Genomic DNA, 17207 nt, shown 5'->3' on the forward strand with positions numbered 1-17207 from the left:
TAGTATTCACGGGCTTAATTATCTCAATAACTTCCTGGGGAATGCTATGGCTGGTCAGTCTTCATCTCAGGCGGTGACGCCATTTCAATGGTGGAAACCCGCACTCTTCTTTCTCGTCGTTATCGTTGGCCTCTGGTATGTGAAATGGCAGCCTTATTACGGCAAAGCCTTCACGGCTGCGGAAACGCACAGTATCGGTAAATCTATTCTGGCGCAGGCGGATGCGAACCCGTGGCGAGCGGCCTGGGACTACGCGATGATCTATTTTATCGCGGTCTGGAAGGCGGCGGTGCTGGGGGTGATCCTCGGTTCGCTGATTCAGGTGTTGATCCCGCGCGACTGGCTGCTGCGTACGCTGGGGCAGTCACGTTTTCGCGGCACGCTGTTTGGCACCCTGTTCTCGCTGCCAGGCATGATGTGCACCTGCTGCGCCGCGCCGGTGGCGGCGGGAATGCGTCGCCAGCAGGTTTCTATGGGCGGCGCGCTGGCGTTCTGGATGGGTAATCCGCTGTTAAACCCGGCAACGCTGGTGTTTATGGGCTTTGTGCTCGGCTGGCATTTTGCGGCTATTCGTCTGGTTGCCGGGCTGGCGATGGTGCTGGTGGTGGCGACGCTGGTGCAGAAATGGGTGAAAGAGTCGCCGCAGGTAGACATTCCTCAGGAGATCACCGTATCTGAACCGCAGGGCGGATTCTTTGCTCGCTGGGGAAAGGCATTGTGGGCGCTGTTCTGGAGTACGATCCCGGTTTATATCCTGGCGGTACTGGTATTAGGCGCGGCGCGCGTCTGGCTGTTCCCGCATGCCGATGGCGCAGTTGATAATACGCTGATGTGGGTTATTGCGATGGCCGTCGCGGGATGCCTGTTTGTGATCCCTACCGCCGCAGAGATTCCGATTGTACAAACGATGATGCTGGCAGGAATGGGAACCGCACCTGCTCTGGCGCTGCTGATGACCTTGCCGGCGGTGAGTCTGCCGTCGCTGATTATGCTGCGTAAAGCCTTCCCGGCAAAAGCGTTGTGGCTTACAGGCGTACTGGTGGCGATTTCTGGGGTGATAGTGGGAAGTATTGCGCTGGTGTGAAGTGGAAATGCCGGGGGCGCTTCGCTTGCCCGGCCTACGTAAGTGCTTCTCTGTAGGCCGGATAAGGCGAAGCCGCCATCCGGCGCAATGCCCGGTGACGCTGGCGCTTACCGGGCCTACAAATGGTACTTCCCGTAGGCCGGATAAGGCGCAGCCGCCATCCGGCTAAAACGGCGGGTTATTTGATAAACGTAAAGGCGGTGGTGACGCGTTTCACACCGCTGACCCGGCTGGCGATGTCCGCAGCGGCTTTTGATTCACGCTCGGTGACCAGACCCAACAGGAAAACCTCGCCATTTTCGGTCGTCACTTTTACGTTGGACGATTTCACCTGATCGCTGGTCAACAGCTGCGAACGCACTTTGGTGGTGATCCAGGTATCGTTCGAAGCCGTCCCAAGACCAATCGGCTGGCCCTGACGGATTTCGTTATACACTTCCGTCGCTCCATCGACACCCATCGCAATCTGTTTTGCCCGCGAGGAGAGTTCGCTATTCGGCGACTGACCCACCAGTAATACCTTGCCCTGATACGCCGTTACGTTGATGCGCGCTTCTTTCTTGATTTGTTCGTCTTTCGACAGCGCGCTGTTTACGCGCAGCTCCAGGGTTCCGTCATCCACCTGGGTGCCAACGCTACGTGGATCGGTTGCGGCTTTCGTACCCACAGCGGCGGTTCCAACCACCGCGGCAGCGACGCAACCTTGCAACAGCAACGCAGAAATAAGGACTGCGAGTGGCGAAAATGCCTTCATATGTACTCCTTAATCATCCTGGTGAGGGAAAAGCGTGTTGTCGATCAAATCGCACAAGCAGTTTACCGTCAGCATATGCATTTCCTGAATGCGCGCGCTGTGGTGCGAGGGAATACGGATTTCAACATCCTGCGGCCCTAATAACCCGGCCAGCTCGCCCCCGTCATAGCCTGTCAACGCCACAATGGTCATATCCCGAGTGACGGCGGCCTCAACGGCCTTAACGATATCGCGACTGTTGCCACGCGTAGAAATCGCCAATAAAACATCACCGGCATGGCCCAGCGCACGGACCTGTTTTGCATAGATTTCATCATGCAGGCGATCGTTGGCAATCGCTGTTAAGACCACATTATCGGTATTAAGTGCAATAGCGGGTAAACTGGGACGTTCTGTTTCAAAACGGTTGATCATGCTGGCAGCAAAATGCTGTGCGTTGGCGGCGGAAGTACCATTACCACAACAGAGAATTTTGTTGCCGTTGAGCAGGGAGTGAACCAGCGTCATGGCGGCACGGGAAATTGCATCCGGGAGAGCTTCTGCCGCAGCAATTTGCGTTTGAATGCTTTCTGTAAAGCAGACTTTAATTCTATCGAGCACGCTAATCCTTAAATCTTCAATTATGAGCGGTCGTTAAAGGCATCCTTAAACCACTCAACATCATTTCCGGTGAAGGCTAACACATCGAACCGGCAATCCACAGTATCAAAACTCCCATTGTGGCGAGCAAGCCACAAGCGGGCGGTCTGTAATAATTTGTGTTGTTTGCTCCAGGTCACACTGGCGGCCGCGCCGCCAAACTGTGCCGAGCGGCGATAACGAACCTCAACAAAGACCGTGGTTTTTCCGTCACGCATTATCAGATCGATTTCGCCGCCGCGCTCACGCACGTTGGCGGCAACAAAACGCAGTCCCTTGCTCTCCAGCCAGCGGCGTGCGGCGGCTTCCCACACGTCGCCGGTCTGTTTACTCGTTAACTGGCGGGGACGATTTGCCCTTGCTGGTATTTGAGCCATGATAACTTCCTGTTAATCACGCAATCCTGTGTGGCGGTTAACGCCCCGGTATTACCGTTAATTTCGAAACCCGGCACCTGGCGCATCTGCGAGAAGTGGTTCGCCAGCGACCACGCGTCTACGCCCATCGCGTACATACGGGCAAGGGAGTAGTCGTTGCGTACGGCGCCGAGCGCCTGCTGCATTAACGGCATGTTGCTACCGGCCAGCATTGGGATTTCGCTGTACTGCAAGCCTTCCATCTCCAGACGGAAGTCGGGGCCGGAAGTGCCCTGCGCGCTGCGCGAGCTGGCGTACAGCGTTGCGCCGCTTTGGCTGCCGTTACGCATGGCGATCATCGGTTTAATAAACCCGATCTCTTCCGGCGTCGCCAGAATGTAGACCGCGTCAACGCGACCGCCGCCGCCAATGATCTGCGCGTCTGTCGGCGGTGCTGGAATCGTCAGGCCGCCAATGGTGACGCCCGGCTGTGAGGGCTGGCTGGCGGCGACAGGGCTGCCCGTCAGGGCAATGCCGGAGCCGCCGTTGACGCCCATTCTCAGCTCAGCGGTAGAACCGAATTTCTGCTGCAACACCGTGCCGCCGCCCAGCTTCTGCCACTCCTGAGCGAAAGCGTTCGCCACGCGATCGCCCAGCCCGCTGCGTGGAATCAACAACAGCGGATTTTGTTTGCCCTGGTCGTGAATATGATGCGCCGCGTCGCGGGCTTCATCTTCAGGTGAGAGGGCAAAGTAGCAAATATTGGCGTGGTTCTGCACTTTTTCTGGCTGATTAAGCGCCAGGACATTCAGCGGCGTATTGCTTTTGATCAGCTCTTCAACGTTATTTTTCAGCAGCGGGCCGACAACAATGCTGGCGCCGTCCTGCTGAACCTGCGTGAGGATCTGATCCAGCGGTTGAGAGGTGGTGTCGTAGATTTTCAGTTCAGCGGAAGGGTTGGCCGGCGCGCTCGCCGTAGCGGTCTGCGCCGGGGCGCTTACCGGTTGTTCGGCAGGCTGCGTTTGTTCGTCGCCGGTTAAATCGTTCACCGCCGCCTGGGAAGGGCTGGCGACGCCGTCAGCGGCTTGCGGCTGGGCAGGTTCTGCTGGCGCTGTCGGTTCCGCGACAGGCGCAGCGGCAGGCTGCGCATCCACCGGTTGCGTCCCCAGATTTTTCGCCGCTTCAAAACCTTGCTGAATGGTGCGGCCAAAAATGGCGGCCTGGCCGTTCAGCGGCAGCAGCAGGGCGATTTTGCTGGTAGAAGCCGGTTTAAAGCTTTGCACATTGACCAGTTGTGTAGGCAGCAGTTTTGCCCCTGGGTTTTGCGGGTAGCGTTTTTGCCAGTCAGCAATCCCGGCTTTCATCATGTCCGGGTCGTTACGGTTATCGAACCAGACACGCTGTAAATCCAGCCAGCCTTGCAGGACGTTTTCATCGGCGTTAATGACCAGCGCCTGAGCCTGTTCCTGGGTCATAGAGGAGAGCGCTTGCCAGGTGGCGTCCATGTTCTTCTGCTTGTCTTTTGCAGACAGTAGCGGCTCCTGGGCGATTAACGCGCGCAGCAGTGAAAGAGAAGGGCGGCCCTGGCTGGCATCAATTTTCGCCTGCCAGTAACGCGCCTGTTGGTTCTGATCCAAATCAGCCGGAGTGAGTTTTTCCAGCAGCGCCTGCGCGCCGGCGATATCTTTCTGCGCCAGTTTGATCTCAACCGCCAGCAGCGACTGTTCGCGACGCTGCGCATCGTTCAGGTTTTGCGGCAACTGGTTGAATAATTCGATGGCATGTTGGCTTTTGCCTTCTTTCAGCAGTGCACGAATGGCGAGTAATTGCCAGTTGGGCTTGCTATCATCTGAACTTTGCTGCATTTGTTGCAGATAAAAGCCGGAATCAGCTTGTGCCGTGCCCTGCATATGGGCAGCACTTTGATCCGGCGCCTGGGTGCCACAGCCCGCGAAAATCAATGCTGCCAGAATGACAGGCAGCGCGCGCGCGGCTTTCAAACGAGAAAATGTTGAGGGTACCATACTGTATCCAGTGATATTTTTTACGCAATGCTCAATATTAAATCGGCAATACGGACGACACAATGAAACAAAACGAATCGGCGGATAATTCTCAGGGCCAACTCTATATTGTACCTACTCCTATCGGGAATTTGGCTGATATTACCCAACGAGCGCTCGAAGTTTTGCAAGCCGTTGATTTAATTGCCGCTGAAGACACTCGTCATACCGGACTATTGTTACAACACTTCGCGATTAACGCCCGCTTGTTCGCTTTACATGACCACAATGAGCAGCAAAAAGCCGAGACGCTGGTGGCGAAGCTAAAAGAGGGGCAGAACATTGCGCTGGTTTCTGATGCCGGAACGCCATTGATCAATGACCCGGGTTACCATCTGGTGCGCACCTGTCGTGAAGCCGGCATCCGTGTGGTTCCGTTGCCGGGGCCGTGCGCCGCGATTGCCGCGCTGAGCGCCGCCGGGTTGCCGTCCGATCGTTTTTGCTATGAAGGTTTTCTGCCCGCGAAATCGAAAGGCCGCCGTGATGCGCTGAAAGCGATTGAAGCAGAACCACGGACGCTGATTTTTTATGAATCCACACACCGTTTGCTGGACAGCCTGGAAGATATGGTCGCCGTGTGGGGAGAATCTCGCTACGTGGTGCTGGCGCGTGAGCTGACCAAAACCTGGGAGACCATTTACGGCGCGCCGGTCGGCGAACTGCTGGCATGGGTGAAAGAGGACGAAAACCGCCGCAAGGGGGAAATGGTACTGATTGTCGAAGGGCACAAAGCCCAGGACGATGCGCTTCCCGCCGACGCGCTGCGAACGCTGGCGTTGTTACAGGCGGAACTGCCGCTGAAAAAGGCCGCCGCTCTTGCCGCCGAAATCCACGGCGTGAAAAAGAACGCGCTGTATAAGTATGCGCTGGAGCAGCAGGGGGAGTAAGTGTGAAAGTCGGGCGGCCGCCATTTACTGCCCAGGCTGGCCGCATCAGAGGGAAAACAGTGTTACCCGGTGGGGATAACACTGTTTTTACAGGGATTAGTAATGTTTCAGCATTCTGTCGATGGCGTGTTCCAGCCAATAGCGTTGGGTGCCGAAGTTAATCCGTAAATAGTTTTCACCGTTTTGCACGTAGTGGCTGCCATCTTCGATCACCACTCCTGCCTGTTGAGCAAAGTGCTGTGTCAGTTGCGTTGCGCTGCGCTCATCCGCACTCACGTCAATCCATGCGAGATATGACGATTCCGGCGTCATCATTTTCCAGTCGGGAAAGTGGGTCTTAATGGCGTCAGCCAGATATACGGCGTTGCCGCGCAGATATCCATTCAGCGCATCCAGCCATGCAAGCCCCTGCTGATAGGCAAGAATGATTCCCCAGACACCGAAGATATTCGGCGAGGTGATGGAGTTCTTCTCAAGCTGCTGGCGAAAACGCTGCCTCAGCGTCTCATTCGGGATGATGGAATAAGAGGTTTTCAGCCCGCCTAAGTTGAAAGCTTTGTTGGGCGAGGTCAGGACAATAACGTTATCCAGTGCGGCGCACCCCGATGACAAGCAACTGACGAACTTACCATCAAGAATGTGCTCGGCATGGACTTCGTCAACGACCAGGATCACGCCATAGCGTTTGCATAAATCAGAGACCAGACGGATCTCATCCGCACGCCAGATCCTTCCTGAAGGGTTATGCGGCGAACAGAAGAACCATAGCTTTGGACGATGCGTTTTAAGCTGGTCTTCGATCAATTCAACATCAAGATGATAGCGGTTCTCTTCCACGCGAAGCGGGCTGGCGAGAACATGCACATTCTGCCGCTGCGCCGCCATCGCAAAAGGGTCATAGACCGGCGTATTCATCATCACGCTATCGCCCGGTTGGCAGAATGCCTGAACCGTGTAGTGCAGTGTAGAAACGGTGCCGTAGGTTAGCGTGATCCAGTCACGCTGAACATTTACCTGATGGCGTTCATACTGGAAGGTAATGACCGCGTCATAAAACGCATCGAAACAGTAGGTGTAGCCAAATGTTCCGTGCTGGACGATACGCTGGAAGCCGTCAATCACCGCAGGAGGTGAGGTGAAATCCATGTCCGCAATCCATAGCGGAATAAAGTCTTTTGGTACGGTGCCAAACCGCGAGCAGACAAACGGATGATCCCACTTGCGGCATTTATCACTTTGACGCTCGATGGTACTGTCGAAATCGAACATTCCAGACTCCTGTTAGATTAAGGTTTCAATGCCTGTTTTCACGCTTTGCACCTGTGGCCCAATAATGACCTGAACGCTATGCGCATCCAGTACAACGACGGAGAGCGCCCCGGCGTTTTTTAATGTTTGTTGATCCACTTTGGACATATCTTTCACCACCAGGCGTAAACGGGTAATACAGTTATCCAGAGAATCGATATTTTCTTTCCCACCCAGCGCATTCAAAATAACACCGTGATCATATTTTGATTTGCCGCGTGCTTTGGTATTTGCTGCAACAGCCTGGGCTGCATCATCTGAAGAGTCCTCACGGCCAGGTGTTTTAATATCATGCTTAAGAATGTACCAGCGGAAAACAAAGAAGTAGATCCCAAACCAAACGATACCAACCGGGAATAATAAATACCATTTCGTTGATGTTCCTTGCATCACGCCGAAAATTAACAAATCCAGAATGCCGCCGTCCGTATTACCAATGGTGACACCAAGAATTGCCATGACCATCAAAGCCAACCCAGACATTACAATATGGAAGGCATACAGCGCTGGGGCAATAAAGAGGAATAAAAATTCAATGGGCTCGGAGATACCAGTGATAACCGAAACTAAAACACCGGAAAGTAACAGTCCTTTAATCACCGGGCGGTTTTCGGGTTTGGCCGTTCTGTAGATAGCATATGCTACGGCAGGCAAACCAAAAATAAATGTCGGCATAAAGCCCTGAGATAAGAAGGCCGTTACATGTGGGCTGAAGGGAAGGCCAGCTTTCAGCTCGGCATAAAAAATATTGAGCGCCCCGGCGACTTCATGGCCGTTAACGAACTCCGTTCCGCCAGCCGGGGTGAAACGCACCATAGCTAACAGGATATGATGAAGGCCGAAAGGCTTGAGCAGCAGCACGCCTACACCGTATAAGAATGGGCCAAATACGCTGGTGCTCTGAATGATATGCCCGATACCGGCAATACCCATCGCGACGTAGGTCCAGAGTAATGGAATCGCTAACCCCACCAGAGACATTGTCAGCGAGGTGATAATAGGGACGAAACGAATGCCGCTAAAGAAAGCGAAAGCGTCATGCAAGACGGTATCCTGGAAACGCTCGTGCAGGAAATAGGTGATAACGCCAGCGATGATGCCGCCCAGCACGCCCATCTCTAATGTCTGAATGCCTAATACGATGGATTGCCCGACCTGTTTCATTGTCGCGGCATCCGCAATCTGGTGTGTTGCGGTCAGGTAATAATTGATACTCATATTCATCAGCATATAGCCGACAAAACCTGAAAAAGCGCCAACGGCTTTATTCCGTTTAGCCATTCCCATTGGAATAGCAATAGCAAACATGACAGGTAAATAAGTAAAAGCAAATCCACCTACCATTGCAATAAAACCAAAAGTTAATTGGGTAAGTTCTCCTCCCAGGAATGGAAAGCTTTTTATTGTCGACGGACTGGTAATTGAACTGCCTACCCCTAATAATAACCCCATAAATGCAAGCAGCGATACGGGGAACATAAATGTTTTACCCAGGCTTTGAAAGAATTCCCATAACCTCGATTTAAAGGACTTTTCCTGTGTCATGTAGAGTACTCCATGATTTTCATCAGTATAATATGAAGGTCATGAGGAATTAATCATGACCTTTTGAAATTGCGAAGTAAGTTGTTTTTATATGTTTATTGATTCAATTCGAAAACAAAGATTAACAATGCGAAGGTTGCAGTAACTTTTTGTAGGATCCGCAAACCGTTATTTTACTTCTGACGACGTCTTTCATCGCATCCATGCCCACGCGCATGTAATAACGCGGATCGTTGCCATCAGGGTTTTCCGCAAACCACTTCTTGACTGCATCGGCAAAGGCAATTTTCAGTTCGGTGGCGACGTTAACCTTGCATACGCCCAGTTCAATGGTGCGGCGGACGTATTCATCAGGTACATCGCTTGCGCCGTGCAGCACCAGTGGGATATCAACCACTTCGCGAATCTCAGCCAGACGCTGGAAATCGATTTTAGGACGTTTGGTGTAAAGGCCGTGTGCAGTACCGATTGCCACAGCGAGGCTGTCGACACCGGTGAGTTCGACAAAGCGTTTCGCTTCCTGCGGATCGGTCAGGAAGGCGCTTTCCGCATCGACGCTCATGTCGTCTTCCACGCCGCCCAGACGTCCCAGTTCAGCTTCCACGCTGCAATCGCGCGCGTGACAGAAATCCACCACCGATTTCACCAGCTTCACGTTTTCTTCAAACGGGAAGTGGCTACCGTCGATCATGGCGCTGCGTACGCCGGCATTGACCTTGCGGCGGATATCTTCCAGCGACTCATGGTGATCGAGATGCAGCGCCAGCGGTATGTCATAGCTGTTGGAGTAAGCGCTGCATAGCGCGTAGATCTCTTCCAGCGCAATGTGCTTAAAGGTGCCTGGCGTCCCGGCGAGGATCACGGGGGATTGCATTTCACTGCAAACTTCGAGAATCGCCTGGATCGTTTCGGCGTTATGGATGTTGAATGCAGGGACAGCGTAACCTTTCGTCTGGGCATCTTGCAGGAGGTACTTGGTGGAAATAATGCTCATGATGCGATCCTCTTAGGCATTCCAGGGATGGATAACAACACCTTGCACCACACGGTTAACCGTGCCGCTGGCGGATGGGGTGTCCGGGGTGTTTCCGACGCTGATGGATTGCGTGAGTGCGAACACCTGCGCGTAGATCAGGAAGCAGAAAGCCAGTTCTGTATCAATAAAAGCGCGCGATGGCGGCAGCAGGATATGTGGGCCTGTGTTGATGACAGGATCGCTTTCAGCGGCGATTGCGACGACGCGCAATGCCTGTTGATCGCGGCGCAGTTCCGCTAACAGATCGAGATCGTACTGACGGGTGTAGGGATGGCTGGAGATAAACACCACGACCAGCGTTTCGTTATCAACCAGCGATTTCGGGCCGTGACGGAAACCCGTCGGCGAGTCGTAAAATGCAGCCAGCTTACCGGCTGTTAGCTCCAGAACTTTGAGCGCGGATTCACGCGCAGCTCCCTGTAACCCGCCGCTACCGAGGTAAACGATCCGTTTCCAGGGCTCATTGCCAAAAACGCCTTTGCTGAAATCACCGAGCGAGGTGAGGATCGTCTGGCAGCGATCCGCAACATCGCGGAAGGTCTGGTTGTTGATCATATCGGGTGCGAACACCGCCAGACAGCTCGCCATCATGGTGGTGATGCTGCTGGTCATCGCAAAGCCGCGATCGTGCGTTTCAGCAGGCATCAACAATGCGAAGGCGTTATCGCTGTCGACGGCATTTTGATACAGATTTCCGGCTTCATTGCAGGTGATCGAAAGGTGATAGCACTCAGGCACAAACTGATTTGCCAGCTCAACGGCGGCAACGCTTTCCGGGCTGTTGCCGGAGCGGGCGAAGGAGACCAGCAGTAACGGATGTGCGGGCGTCAGGTAATCCATTGGATTTGTGACGAGGTCAGTGGTGGGTACGGCCGTGATGTTTTTCCCGGTGTGGCGTGAAAGCCAGGGGGCGATGATATCGCCGATAAACGCGGAAGTGCCTGCGCCGGTCAGTATGATCCGCAGATCGTTTTTGCACAGCAATGGCGTCAGGAAACGATCAATGGCCGATCGAATACTGCTGATGTTATTGAGTGAGCGGATCCAACTGGCCGGTTGTTGACGGATCTCTTCTTCCGTCCAGGTGCCGGTAACGGAGGTGCGAGTTTCTGGCATAACATAGTCCTTAGTCTTGTGAACTCCACTCAGCCGTTGGTATTGTGCCTTTGACTTTCGTTTCGTTTCACTTGTTCTGCTGTTCAGTTAAATAAAATCTATAGAAAAGAAATCGAAAGTTCAATAATGCAAAGTGAAATAAAACGAAAAATGTGATCGATGAAACGAAGGATGTGGTTATCTCATTGATATATAACGTGTTGGCTTTAACTTACGTTATCTAAGGATTTCCTTAGCGAAAGAAAAAGAAAGGCCTCATGACGTTACGTCTAAGGCCAATATGACAGAGAATGAAAGGTCTACAAGGCGAAGGGCTGCCCCTGAATCCAGACACGCTGGAGATGCAGGCCATTGTCCAGCGCGATGAGGCTGGCGCATTTGCCTGGCTCGATCGATCCCAACTGGCGATCGATGCCAAGCAGGCGTGCAGGATGCAGTGAGGCCATATGGATAGCTTCTTCTGGCGTCGCGCCAGCGTGTTTGACCATATTTCGCACGGCGGTATCAATCGAGAGCGTACTGCCCGCCAGCCCACCGGACGCGGTGCGTACAATGCCGCCACGCATTTCGACGTCGTAGCCGCAAATATCATATTGCCCGTCAGGCATACCTGCTGCGCGCATCGCATCGGTGATTAATACAACCCGCGTTTTCGCGTAGCCACAGCACAGACGCAGTGCCGCAGGATGGACATGATGCCCGTCGGCGATAAGCTCCAGCCACGCACGCGTATCGGTTAACCCGGCGCCCACCATTCCAGGTTCCCGATGGTGTAATCCGCTCATACCGTTAAAACAATGCACCAGCCCGTCTGCACCGGCATCAAATGCGGCGCAGGTCTGTTCGTACGTTGCCGCGCTATGGCCTAACATGACGCGTACGCCGCGTTGTTTGAGATGTTGAATCGCTTGCAGTGCGCCAGGTTTTTCCGGCGCCAGCGCGACGATGCGCAAGGTGTTCTGTGAGACGGCTATCAGGTCGTCCAGCTCGGCAAGATCCAATTCACGAAACAGTTCAGGCGGATGAGCCCCTTTGTTCTGCGGCGTGAACCAGGGGCCTTCCAGATAACTACCCAGCACCTGCGCGCCGGGGCCGCCGGACTGACAGCGTCGGGCAATACGTTCCAGCGCATTGCGGATAGCATCCAACGGTGCAGTGACCGTCGTGGGAAGCCAACCTCCCACGCCTTCGCGCGCTTTATGCAACGCCAGTTTATCGAGCGTCTCCGGCGCGTCGTCCATGACGTCCAGACCTGCGCCACCGTGAACATGAGTATCAATATATGCCGGGCACAGTAGCTCTGCATCACGCACTGTGATTCCTGGGGGAACGGGCTCTATTGCCGCAATAACGCCTTTCTCAATACGGAGTTGGTGATCGTCAAGCCAGCCCTGCTCGGTCAACACGCGTCGGGCGCGCAGCAACTGGCTCATATCCCTTCCTCTATGGCGTTTTCTTCGCGACAGCGCCCCAGCTCATCCACCAGACTGGTCAGGCCGCGATGCCCGCACTCCAGCGCCTGCTGGCGAAAGGCTTCGCTGGTTAATCCTTCGCGTTCCAGCACCATCTCCAGAAGGAGCTGTAAATTCGTGCCGGTGATCACTTCCCGTCCCGGTTTCTGTAACGCCAGTGTTGATGCCACCCGAAAAGGCGTACCGCCCAACAGGTCAGTCAGAAACACGATATCCTCCCGGTCGTCCAGTTCATCAACGGCCTGCTCAAGCTGTGAGGTGAGCAGCGCGGTCGTTGATGCTTCCGGGAAGTCGATAGCGATAAATTGCGACTGCTCGCCAAGGATCTGCTTCATCGCTTTTTCCATCCCACTGGCAAATCCGCCGTGCCCCGTCAAAATAATGCCTAACATCTCAAACCTCTTTGTCTTTACAGGAAGTGACAGAATTTACCGACTACACCCAAAACGACGGTGATGCCAATAAGGCGTAGCGGGCTCCAGCCGCGGCGTACCAGCCAGAACATGGTCAAGGTATAGACCAGCGGTAAAAACGCGGGCATGAGCTTATCGATAACATCGGCCTGTAATTTAACAACCGCATCACCGGCCTTGATTTCAAGCGTGGTGTTCAGACGAACATAGGTTGCCACCAGCGCGCCAATCACCGTCATCCCAACGATAGACGCCGCATGACCCACTTTCCGGGTGTTCGCTTTGATAAGCGGAATGGCCGCGACCCCCATCCGATAAGCATAGTGCGCCAGGCCAAAACGCAGGCCGAGGTGAACCACATTGAACAGAACAATAAAGACGACGGCGCCGAGGATAGAACCTTGCAGTGCGAGACTGGCTCCAATACCGCCGCAAATGGGCAGCAATGTCAGCCAGAACATCGCATCGCCAATTCCGCCGAGCGGGGCGCCAACGGCAATTTTGGTACTCTGAATGCTGTTCACATCCTGCTTGGAGCGCTCCATAGCGAGGATAATGCCGATCACAAACGTCACCAGAAATGGATGGGTGTTGAAGAAACCCATATGGCCTTTCATGGCACGCGCCAGATCGCGTTTGTTGGTATGGATCTTTTTCAGGGCGGGCAGTAAACCGTACAGCCAGCCAGATGCCTGCATACGCTCGTAGTTAAAGGAAGCCTGCAACAACATGGAACGCCAGGCCACGCGGTTGATATCCTTTTTCGTCAGTTCAGCGCCGATACTCTGGTCTTCATAGACGTTTTCGTTTACGCCGGACAGCAGCGTCTCGTCAGTGTCGGAGACGTTTGGTAGCGTGGTTTGATTAGATGCCATCTTCGAATTCCTCTTTCTGTGCCGCAGGTTGAGTCGGTTCAGGAGATTTACGCAGCAGGTCAATCAATGCCATTGCGAGGGCCGCAGCGGCGATGGCCAGCACCGGAAGTTTGAGCCAGGCTGCGGCAACGAAACCGATGATGAAATAGGGGATATAGACATTTTTCATCATGATTTTCAGCAGTACGGCGAAACCGATAGCAGGCATAATGCCGCCTGCGACGCCAAGCCCGTCAATCAGACGTTCCGGCAGCACATCAATGGCGGTTTTCGCATGTTCCGCCCCAAAGTAAATCGGCAGGAAGGCGCAGAGGAAGTAGAAGATGCCTAACGCCAGCAGCGCCAGATAGTTGACTCGTTCAATGCCGCGGGCGTCAGCGTTAGCCGCCATACGGTCGCAGCGGGACATTACGCCAGACATCACTGAGAACAGGAAGGTAATCCCCATTTGTACGGCGACGGCAAACGGTACGGCGACACCCACGGCGACATCGGGTTTCACGCCGGTCGTAATCGCAAACGTCGTTCCCACGATCGTGCCGATAATCACGTTTGGCGGCTGTGCGCCAGCTAAAGGTGCCAGGCCCATCCACACCAGTTCCAGCGTACCACCCGTCAAAATACCGGTATGCAGATCGCCCAGAATCAGGCCGACCAGCGGCCCAAGCACCACCGGACGGTGCATATGCGTTAACCCGTTGAACATATCCAGGCCTGCGATAAAGGCGAGAATACCCAACGCAAAAGCCTGCAACAGACTGATTTCCATTGTGAATCCCTCAGAGTAGTTTAAAGAGATCCAAAGCGGGTTCTGTCGGAACTCCCTGTACGAAGCATTCGACACCGGCGGTTTTCAGGCCATTAAATGCCGTAATATCGTTAGCATCGACAGAAACCGTTTTGGCAATTTGTTGTTTGCCATTGGCATAGTGCATGTTGCCTACATTGATACGTGTTACGGGAACGCCGCCCTCCACCAGCTTGAGGAAATCCGCTGGCGACTTGCAGACCAGCAGAATTTTCTGTCGATCGGCAGCGCGATGGATATTGTCGATCACTTTTTGCAGCGGCCAGAAACGTACGGCGATCCCCTCCGCCAGCACCATCTCCATCAGGTTTTGCTGTACCGGGTCTTCAGCCACTTCATCATTGGCGACCAGTACCAGATTTGCCCCCGCAAACCCAACCCACTGCACGCCGACCTGGCCGTGGATTAAACGTTCGTCAATTCGACTCAATACAATGTTTGGCATAGCGTTTCCTCTTCGTTGTTATGCGTTTTGGGATGTAACGCCCTGGCAGGCGGCGTGGTACTGCTGTAGTACGTCCTGAATGTGGCTGATAATGAGCTCTCGCGGCGTTGCGTTGAGATCCCCTTCGCGCACTCTGGCGTACTGTAGCGGCAAATACTGGCTGATGAGCGGCAGTGGAATGGGGTCATCCGCCAGGTTGCGAACCAGCCGTGCAAACGCCTCATCAATCTGCTGATCCGGCCAGTAATAGCGAACGCGATCGGAATAACTATAACCACGCGCCAGGCGGCGTGCGTTGCCGTCGCCGTGGTAGTGACTCTGCCAGTATTCCGGGCGATCGAGCATCACGCTTTCCAGCACATGGCGCAGACCAGAGCTGGTTTTGGCGGGTAACAGCTCTTCTTCAATTGCGGCCAGCGAGAATAACGCTTCGCGCAGGGCAAAGGTGAGGGCCGGGCCGACTTTCAGAATCGCAAAGTGATCTTTCACCAGCTGGCGCAGCGACTGTGGCGTCTGGTAATCCGTGGAGTGCGCTTCAAACACCAGCGTGTCATACGCTTCTACCATTGCACTCAACGCGATGGCTTTTTGCGGTTGGTAATCAATGATATGCGTATGGTCGAACTCAACGCCCGGTTGTACAACCAGCCCGATGATGCGAGGCCAAATGGCGCTCAGTCCCTGTTTCTCAAATGCATGACGATGCGCTTCCAGCGTGGCTCGTGCCGCGTCAGGTGTTGTTACTTCCAGTTCAGTCAATGTCTCATGCGCGCCGCCGGGAACCGGAACTTCAGTACCGATCACGTAAACCAGATCGGATTCGCCAAAATGCTCACGGCAGGTTTCTTCTGCGATCTTCGCCAGTCGCGCGGCGCGCTCAGCAACGATCTCATCGGTTAACGGTATCGGATCGTTGGCGCAGGACATGCTGCAATCGAGATGGATCTTTTTAAACCCGGCTGCCACGTAGCTCTTTATTAAATCATCCGCATTTGCCATCGCCTGGGCGGCAGGCAGATTTTGCCAACGGTTGGGGCCGAGGTGATCGCCGCCCAGAATCAACTGTGATTGTGGAAAATTAAGTGAGTCGGCCAGCTGGTAAACAAAGCCGCGAAAATCGGCGGGCGTCATGCCGGTATAACCCCCGAACTGGTCAACCTGGTTAGATGTGGCTTCAATCAGCAGTGGGGTATGGTTTGCATGGGCATAACGTATAGCGGCTTCCAGCACCAGTGGATGCGCAGAACAAACGGCATAAATCCCATTTGTGTTCCCTCGTTTATGCTGCTCCACCATTTCTGTTAGATGTTTCACTTTCCTCTCCAGGTTGAATGCTTAAGACAAGTGTCTTTCATTTTGTTTCATCTGATACTGGTGCAAGACGCTATAAAAATAAAACGAAAGATATCTGTTTTCGGATCTGTTTCACAAAAGAAACATAATGAAAGGTTTCAGCGATGCGTCGTCTTATGGCTTGCAGGTATGGGGGCTTGCATTCCAGTAAAAGAAAGGCGTTAATAGAAAAATCGAAATGAAACGAAAGATTTGATTAAAGGATTTTTTATGAGCAGTACTGATTCTTCTGCGGATAAGCGCATTACCGCTACCAGCGAAAGGCGGGAGCAAATTATCCAGCGGTTGCGACAGCAGGGAAGCGTACAGGTTAACGATCTTTCCGTCTTATTCGGCGTCTCCACCGTGACCATCCGTAACGATCTGGCTTTTCTCGAAAAACAGGGGATTGCCGTGCGTGCGTATGGCGGCGCGTTAATTTGCGACAGCAATACTCCGGGTATTGAGCCTTCGGTGGAAGATAAAAGTTCACTCAATACCGCTGTAAAGCGCAGTATCGCCCAGGCGGCGGTTTCGCTGATTAAACCCGGACACCGGGTGATCCTTGACTCAGGCACCACGACATATGAAATCGCGCGCATGATGCGCCAGCATACGGATATCATCGCCATGACCAATGGCATGAATGTCGCCAATGCATTGCTGGAAGCTGAGGGAGTGGAACTGCTGATGACTGGTGGGCATCTGCGCCGCCAGTCGCAGTCATTTTATGGTGACCAGGCAGAGCAGTCGCTACAGAATTACCATTTCGATATGTTGTTTCTGGGGGTCGATGCCATTGATTTAGAGCGTGGCGTCAGCACGCACAATGAAGATGAAGCCAGACTTAACCGCCGGATGTGTGAAGTGGCCGAGCGCATCATTGTCGTCACGGACTCCACGAAGTTTAACCGCTCCAGTCTGCATAAGATCATTGATACGCAGCGTATTCATACCATCATTGTGGATGAAGGTATTCCTGTCGACAGCCTGGAAGGTTTACGCAAGAGCGGTATTGAAGTGATTCTGGTGAACGCGTAATTCAGTTATCTGTAAAAGGCAGGATGGCGATGC

The 17207-nt window shown here is 53.8% G+C and carries 17 protein-coding genes; 3 read left to right on the forward strand and 14 right to left on the reverse strand.

All coding sequences use genetic code 11. The features are described from left to right. Window positions 1–46 precede the first annotated feature (46 nt). Window positions 47–1084: a permease gene (locus OGV83_RS16260; RefSeq protein WP_058668148.1), complete on the forward strand. Its 1038-nt coding sequence runs from the start codon at window positions 47–49 to the stop codon at window positions 1082–1084. Between the two features lie 178 nt (window positions 1085–1262). Here OGV83_RS16260 and dolP read toward each other — a convergent pair whose 3' ends face one another. The 4 genes from dolP to OGV83_RS16280 are packed head-to-tail and all read right to left on the reverse strand — an operon-like array spanning window position 1263 to window position 4857. Next, window positions 1263–1838: a division/outer membrane stress-associated lipid-binding lipoprotein gene (gene dolP / locus OGV83_RS16265; RefSeq protein ID WP_012135280.1), complete on the reverse strand. Its 576-nt coding sequence runs from the start codon at window positions 1836–1838 to the stop codon at window positions 1263–1265. A gap of 9 nt (window positions 1839–1847) precedes the next feature. Further along, the gene (gene diaA / locus OGV83_RS16270; protein ID WP_012135279.1) at window positions 1848–2438 is read right to left on the reverse strand and encodes a DnaA initiator-associating protein DiaA; all 591 of its coding nucleotides are present in this window, start codon (window positions 2436–2438) and stop codon (window positions 1848–1850) included. Between the two features lie 20 nt (window positions 2439–2458). Continuing rightward, a complete protein-coding gene (locus tag OGV83_RS16275) occupies window positions 2459–2854 on the reverse strand; it encodes a YraN family protein (RefSeq protein WP_047461029.1) in 396 nt (131 codons plus the stop codon). Beyond that, window positions 2812–4857: a penicillin-binding protein activator gene (locus OGV83_RS16280; RefSeq protein ID WP_286464084.1), complete on the reverse strand. Its 2046-nt coding sequence runs from the start codon at window positions 4855–4857 to the stop codon at window positions 2812–2814. Before OGV83_RS16280 ends, OGV83_RS16275 begins: the two co-directional genes overlap by 43 nt. Window positions 4858–4919: 62 nt before the next feature. Here OGV83_RS16280 and rsmI point away from each other — a divergent pair, with 62 nt between their 5' ends. Further along, the gene (gene rsmI / locus OGV83_RS16285) at window positions 4920–5783 is read left to right on the forward strand and encodes a 16S rRNA (cytidine(1402)-2'-O)-methyltransferase (protein ID WP_047461036.1); all 864 of its coding nucleotides are present in this window, start codon (window positions 4920–4922) and stop codon (window positions 5781–5783) included. A 96-nt stretch (window positions 5784–5879) separates the two neighbouring features. On the opposite strand, the gene OGV83_RS16290 is transcribed toward rsmI, so the two are convergent. The 10 genes from OGV83_RS16290 to kbaZ all read right to left on the reverse strand — a co-directional run bounded on the left by OGV83_RS16290 (window position 5880) and on the right by kbaZ (window position 16115). Then, window positions 5880–7052: a MalY/PatB family protein gene (locus tag OGV83_RS16290; protein ID WP_286464086.1), complete on the reverse strand. Its 1173-nt coding sequence runs from the start codon at window positions 7050–7052 to the stop codon at window positions 5880–5882. 12 nt (window positions 7053–7064) lie between these two features. Beyond that, window positions 7065–8636 (reverse strand): maltose/glucose-specific PTS transporter subunit IIBC, encoded by a 1572-nt coding sequence (malX, locus tag OGV83_RS16295; RefSeq protein ID WP_286464087.1) that lies wholly within the window; start codon window positions 8634–8636, stop codon window positions 7065–7067. 121 nt (window positions 8637–8757) lie between these two features. Next, window positions 8758–9630 carry a tagatose-bisphosphate aldolase subunit KbaY gene (kbaY, locus tag OGV83_RS16300; protein WP_275165113.1) on the reverse strand — a complete coding sequence of 291 codons (873 nt, stop codon included), beginning with the start codon at window positions 9628–9630 and terminating at the stop codon, window positions 8758–8760. 12 nt (window positions 9631–9642) lie between these two features. Beyond that, complete coding sequence (locus OGV83_RS16305; protein ID WP_286464092.1) at window positions 9643–10788, reverse strand: AgaS family sugar isomerase; 1146 nt, start codon at window positions 10786–10788, stop codon at window positions 9643–9645. A gap of 299 nt (window positions 10789–11087) precedes the next feature. Next, window positions 11088–12221, reverse strand: a complete 1134-nt coding sequence (gene nagA / locus OGV83_RS16310; protein ID WP_115181077.1) for an N-acetylglucosamine-6-phosphate deacetylase — start codon at window positions 12219–12221, stop codon at window positions 11088–11090. Beyond that, window positions 12218–12652: a PTS galactosamine/N-acetylgalactosamine transporter subunit IIA gene (gene agaF / locus OGV83_RS16315; protein ID WP_049008851.1), complete on the reverse strand. Its 435-nt coding sequence runs from the start codon at window positions 12650–12652 to the stop codon at window positions 12218–12220. Before agaF ends, nagA begins: the two co-directional genes overlap by 4 nt. A 17-nt stretch (window positions 12653–12669) precedes the next feature. After that, window positions 12670–13548 (reverse strand): PTS N-acetylgalactosamine transporter subunit IID, encoded by an 879-nt coding sequence (agaE, locus tag OGV83_RS16320; RefSeq protein WP_049008850.1) that lies wholly within the window; start codon window positions 13546–13548, stop codon window positions 12670–12672. Then, window positions 13538–14317, reverse strand: a complete 780-nt coding sequence (agaW, locus tag OGV83_RS16325; protein ID WP_115181078.1) for a PTS N-acetylgalactosamine transporter subunit IIC — start codon at window positions 14315–14317, stop codon at window positions 13538–13540. The genes agaE and agaW overlap by 11 nt, the downstream gene beginning before the upstream one ends. 10 nt (window positions 14318–14327) lie before the next feature. Beyond that, window positions 14328–14801, reverse strand: coding sequence for a PTS N-acetylgalactosamine transporter subunit IIB (gene agaV / locus OGV83_RS16330; protein WP_012135267.1), 474 nt, complete (start codon window positions 14799–14801; stop codon window positions 14328–14330). A gap of 18 nt (window positions 14802–14819) precedes the next feature. Further along, window positions 14820–16115, reverse strand: coding sequence for a tagatose-bisphosphate aldolase subunit KbaZ (gene kbaZ / locus OGV83_RS16335; RefSeq protein ID WP_024130977.1), 1296 nt, complete (start codon window positions 16113–16115; stop codon window positions 14820–14822). Between the two features lie 249 nt (window positions 16116–16364). Here kbaZ and OGV83_RS16340 point away from each other — a divergent pair, with 249 nt between their 5' ends. Beyond that, window positions 16365–17174, forward strand: coding sequence for a DeoR family transcriptional regulator (locus OGV83_RS16340; RefSeq protein WP_012135265.1), 810 nt, complete (start codon window positions 16365–16367; stop codon window positions 17172–17174). Window positions 17175–17207 lie beyond the last annotated feature (33 nt).

It is taken from the genome of Citrobacter sp. CK189 (genome assembly GCF_030333505.1).
In the GTDB taxonomy this organism is placed as follows: Bacteria; Pseudomonadota; Gammaproteobacteria; order Enterobacterales; family Enterobacteriaceae; genus Citrobacter_B; species Citrobacter_B koseri.

Bases quoted from the DNA above. Each gene is read 5' to 3' on its own strand.
- OGV83_RS16260 (WP_058668148.1), top strand. From the start codon at position 47: ATGGCTGGTCAGTCTTCATCTCAGGCGGTGACGCCATTTCAATGGTGG.
- dolP (WP_012135280.1), bottom strand. From the start codon at position 1,838: ATGAAGGCATTTTCGCCACTCGCAGTCCTTATTTCTGCGTTGCTGTTG.
- OGV83_RS16275 (WP_047461029.1), bottom strand. From the start codon at position 2,854: ATGGCTCAAATACCAGCAAGGGCAAATCGTCCCCGCCAGTTAACGAGT.
- OGV83_RS16280 (WP_286464084.1), bottom strand. From the start codon at position 4,857: ATGGTACCCTCAACATTTTCTCGTTTGAAAGCCGCGCGCGCGCTGCCT.
- rsmI (WP_047461036.1), top strand. From the start codon at position 4,920: ATGAAACAAAACGAATCGGCGGATAATTCTCAGGGCCAACTCTATATT.
- OGV83_RS16290 (WP_286464086.1), bottom strand. From the start codon at position 7,052: ATGTTCGATTTCGACAGTACCATCGAGCGTCAAAGTGATAAATGCCGC.
- malX (WP_286464087.1), bottom strand. From the start codon at position 8,636: ATGACACAGGAAAAGTCCTTTAAATCGAGGTTATGGGAATTCTTTCAA.
- kbaY (WP_275165113.1), bottom strand. From the start codon at position 9,630: ATGAGCATTATTTCCACCAAGTACCTCCTGCAAGATGCCCAGACGAAA.
- OGV83_RS16305 (WP_286464092.1), bottom strand. From the start codon at position 10,788: ATGCCAGAAACTCGCACCTCCGTTACCGGCACCTGGACGGAAGAAGAG.
- nagA (WP_115181077.1), bottom strand. From the start codon at position 12,221: ATGAGCCAGTTGCTGCGCGCCCGACGCGTGTTGACCGAGCAGGGCTGG.
- agaF (WP_049008851.1), bottom strand. From the start codon at position 12,652: ATGTTAGGCATTATTTTGACGGGGCACGGCGGATTTGCCAGTGGGATG.
- agaE (WP_049008850.1), bottom strand. From the start codon at position 13,548: ATGGCATCTAATCAAACCACGCTACCAAACGTCTCCGACACTGACGAG.
- agaW (WP_115181078.1), bottom strand. From the start codon at position 14,317: ATGGAAATCAGTCTGTTGCAGGCTTTTGCGTTGGGTATTCTCGCCTTT.
- agaV (WP_012135267.1), bottom strand. From the start codon at position 14,801: ATGCCAAACATTGTATTGAGTCGAATTGACGAACGTTTAATCCACGGC.
- OGV83_RS16340 (WP_012135265.1), top strand. From the start codon at position 16,365: ATGAGCAGTACTGATTCTTCTGCGGATAAGCGCATTACCGCTACCAGC.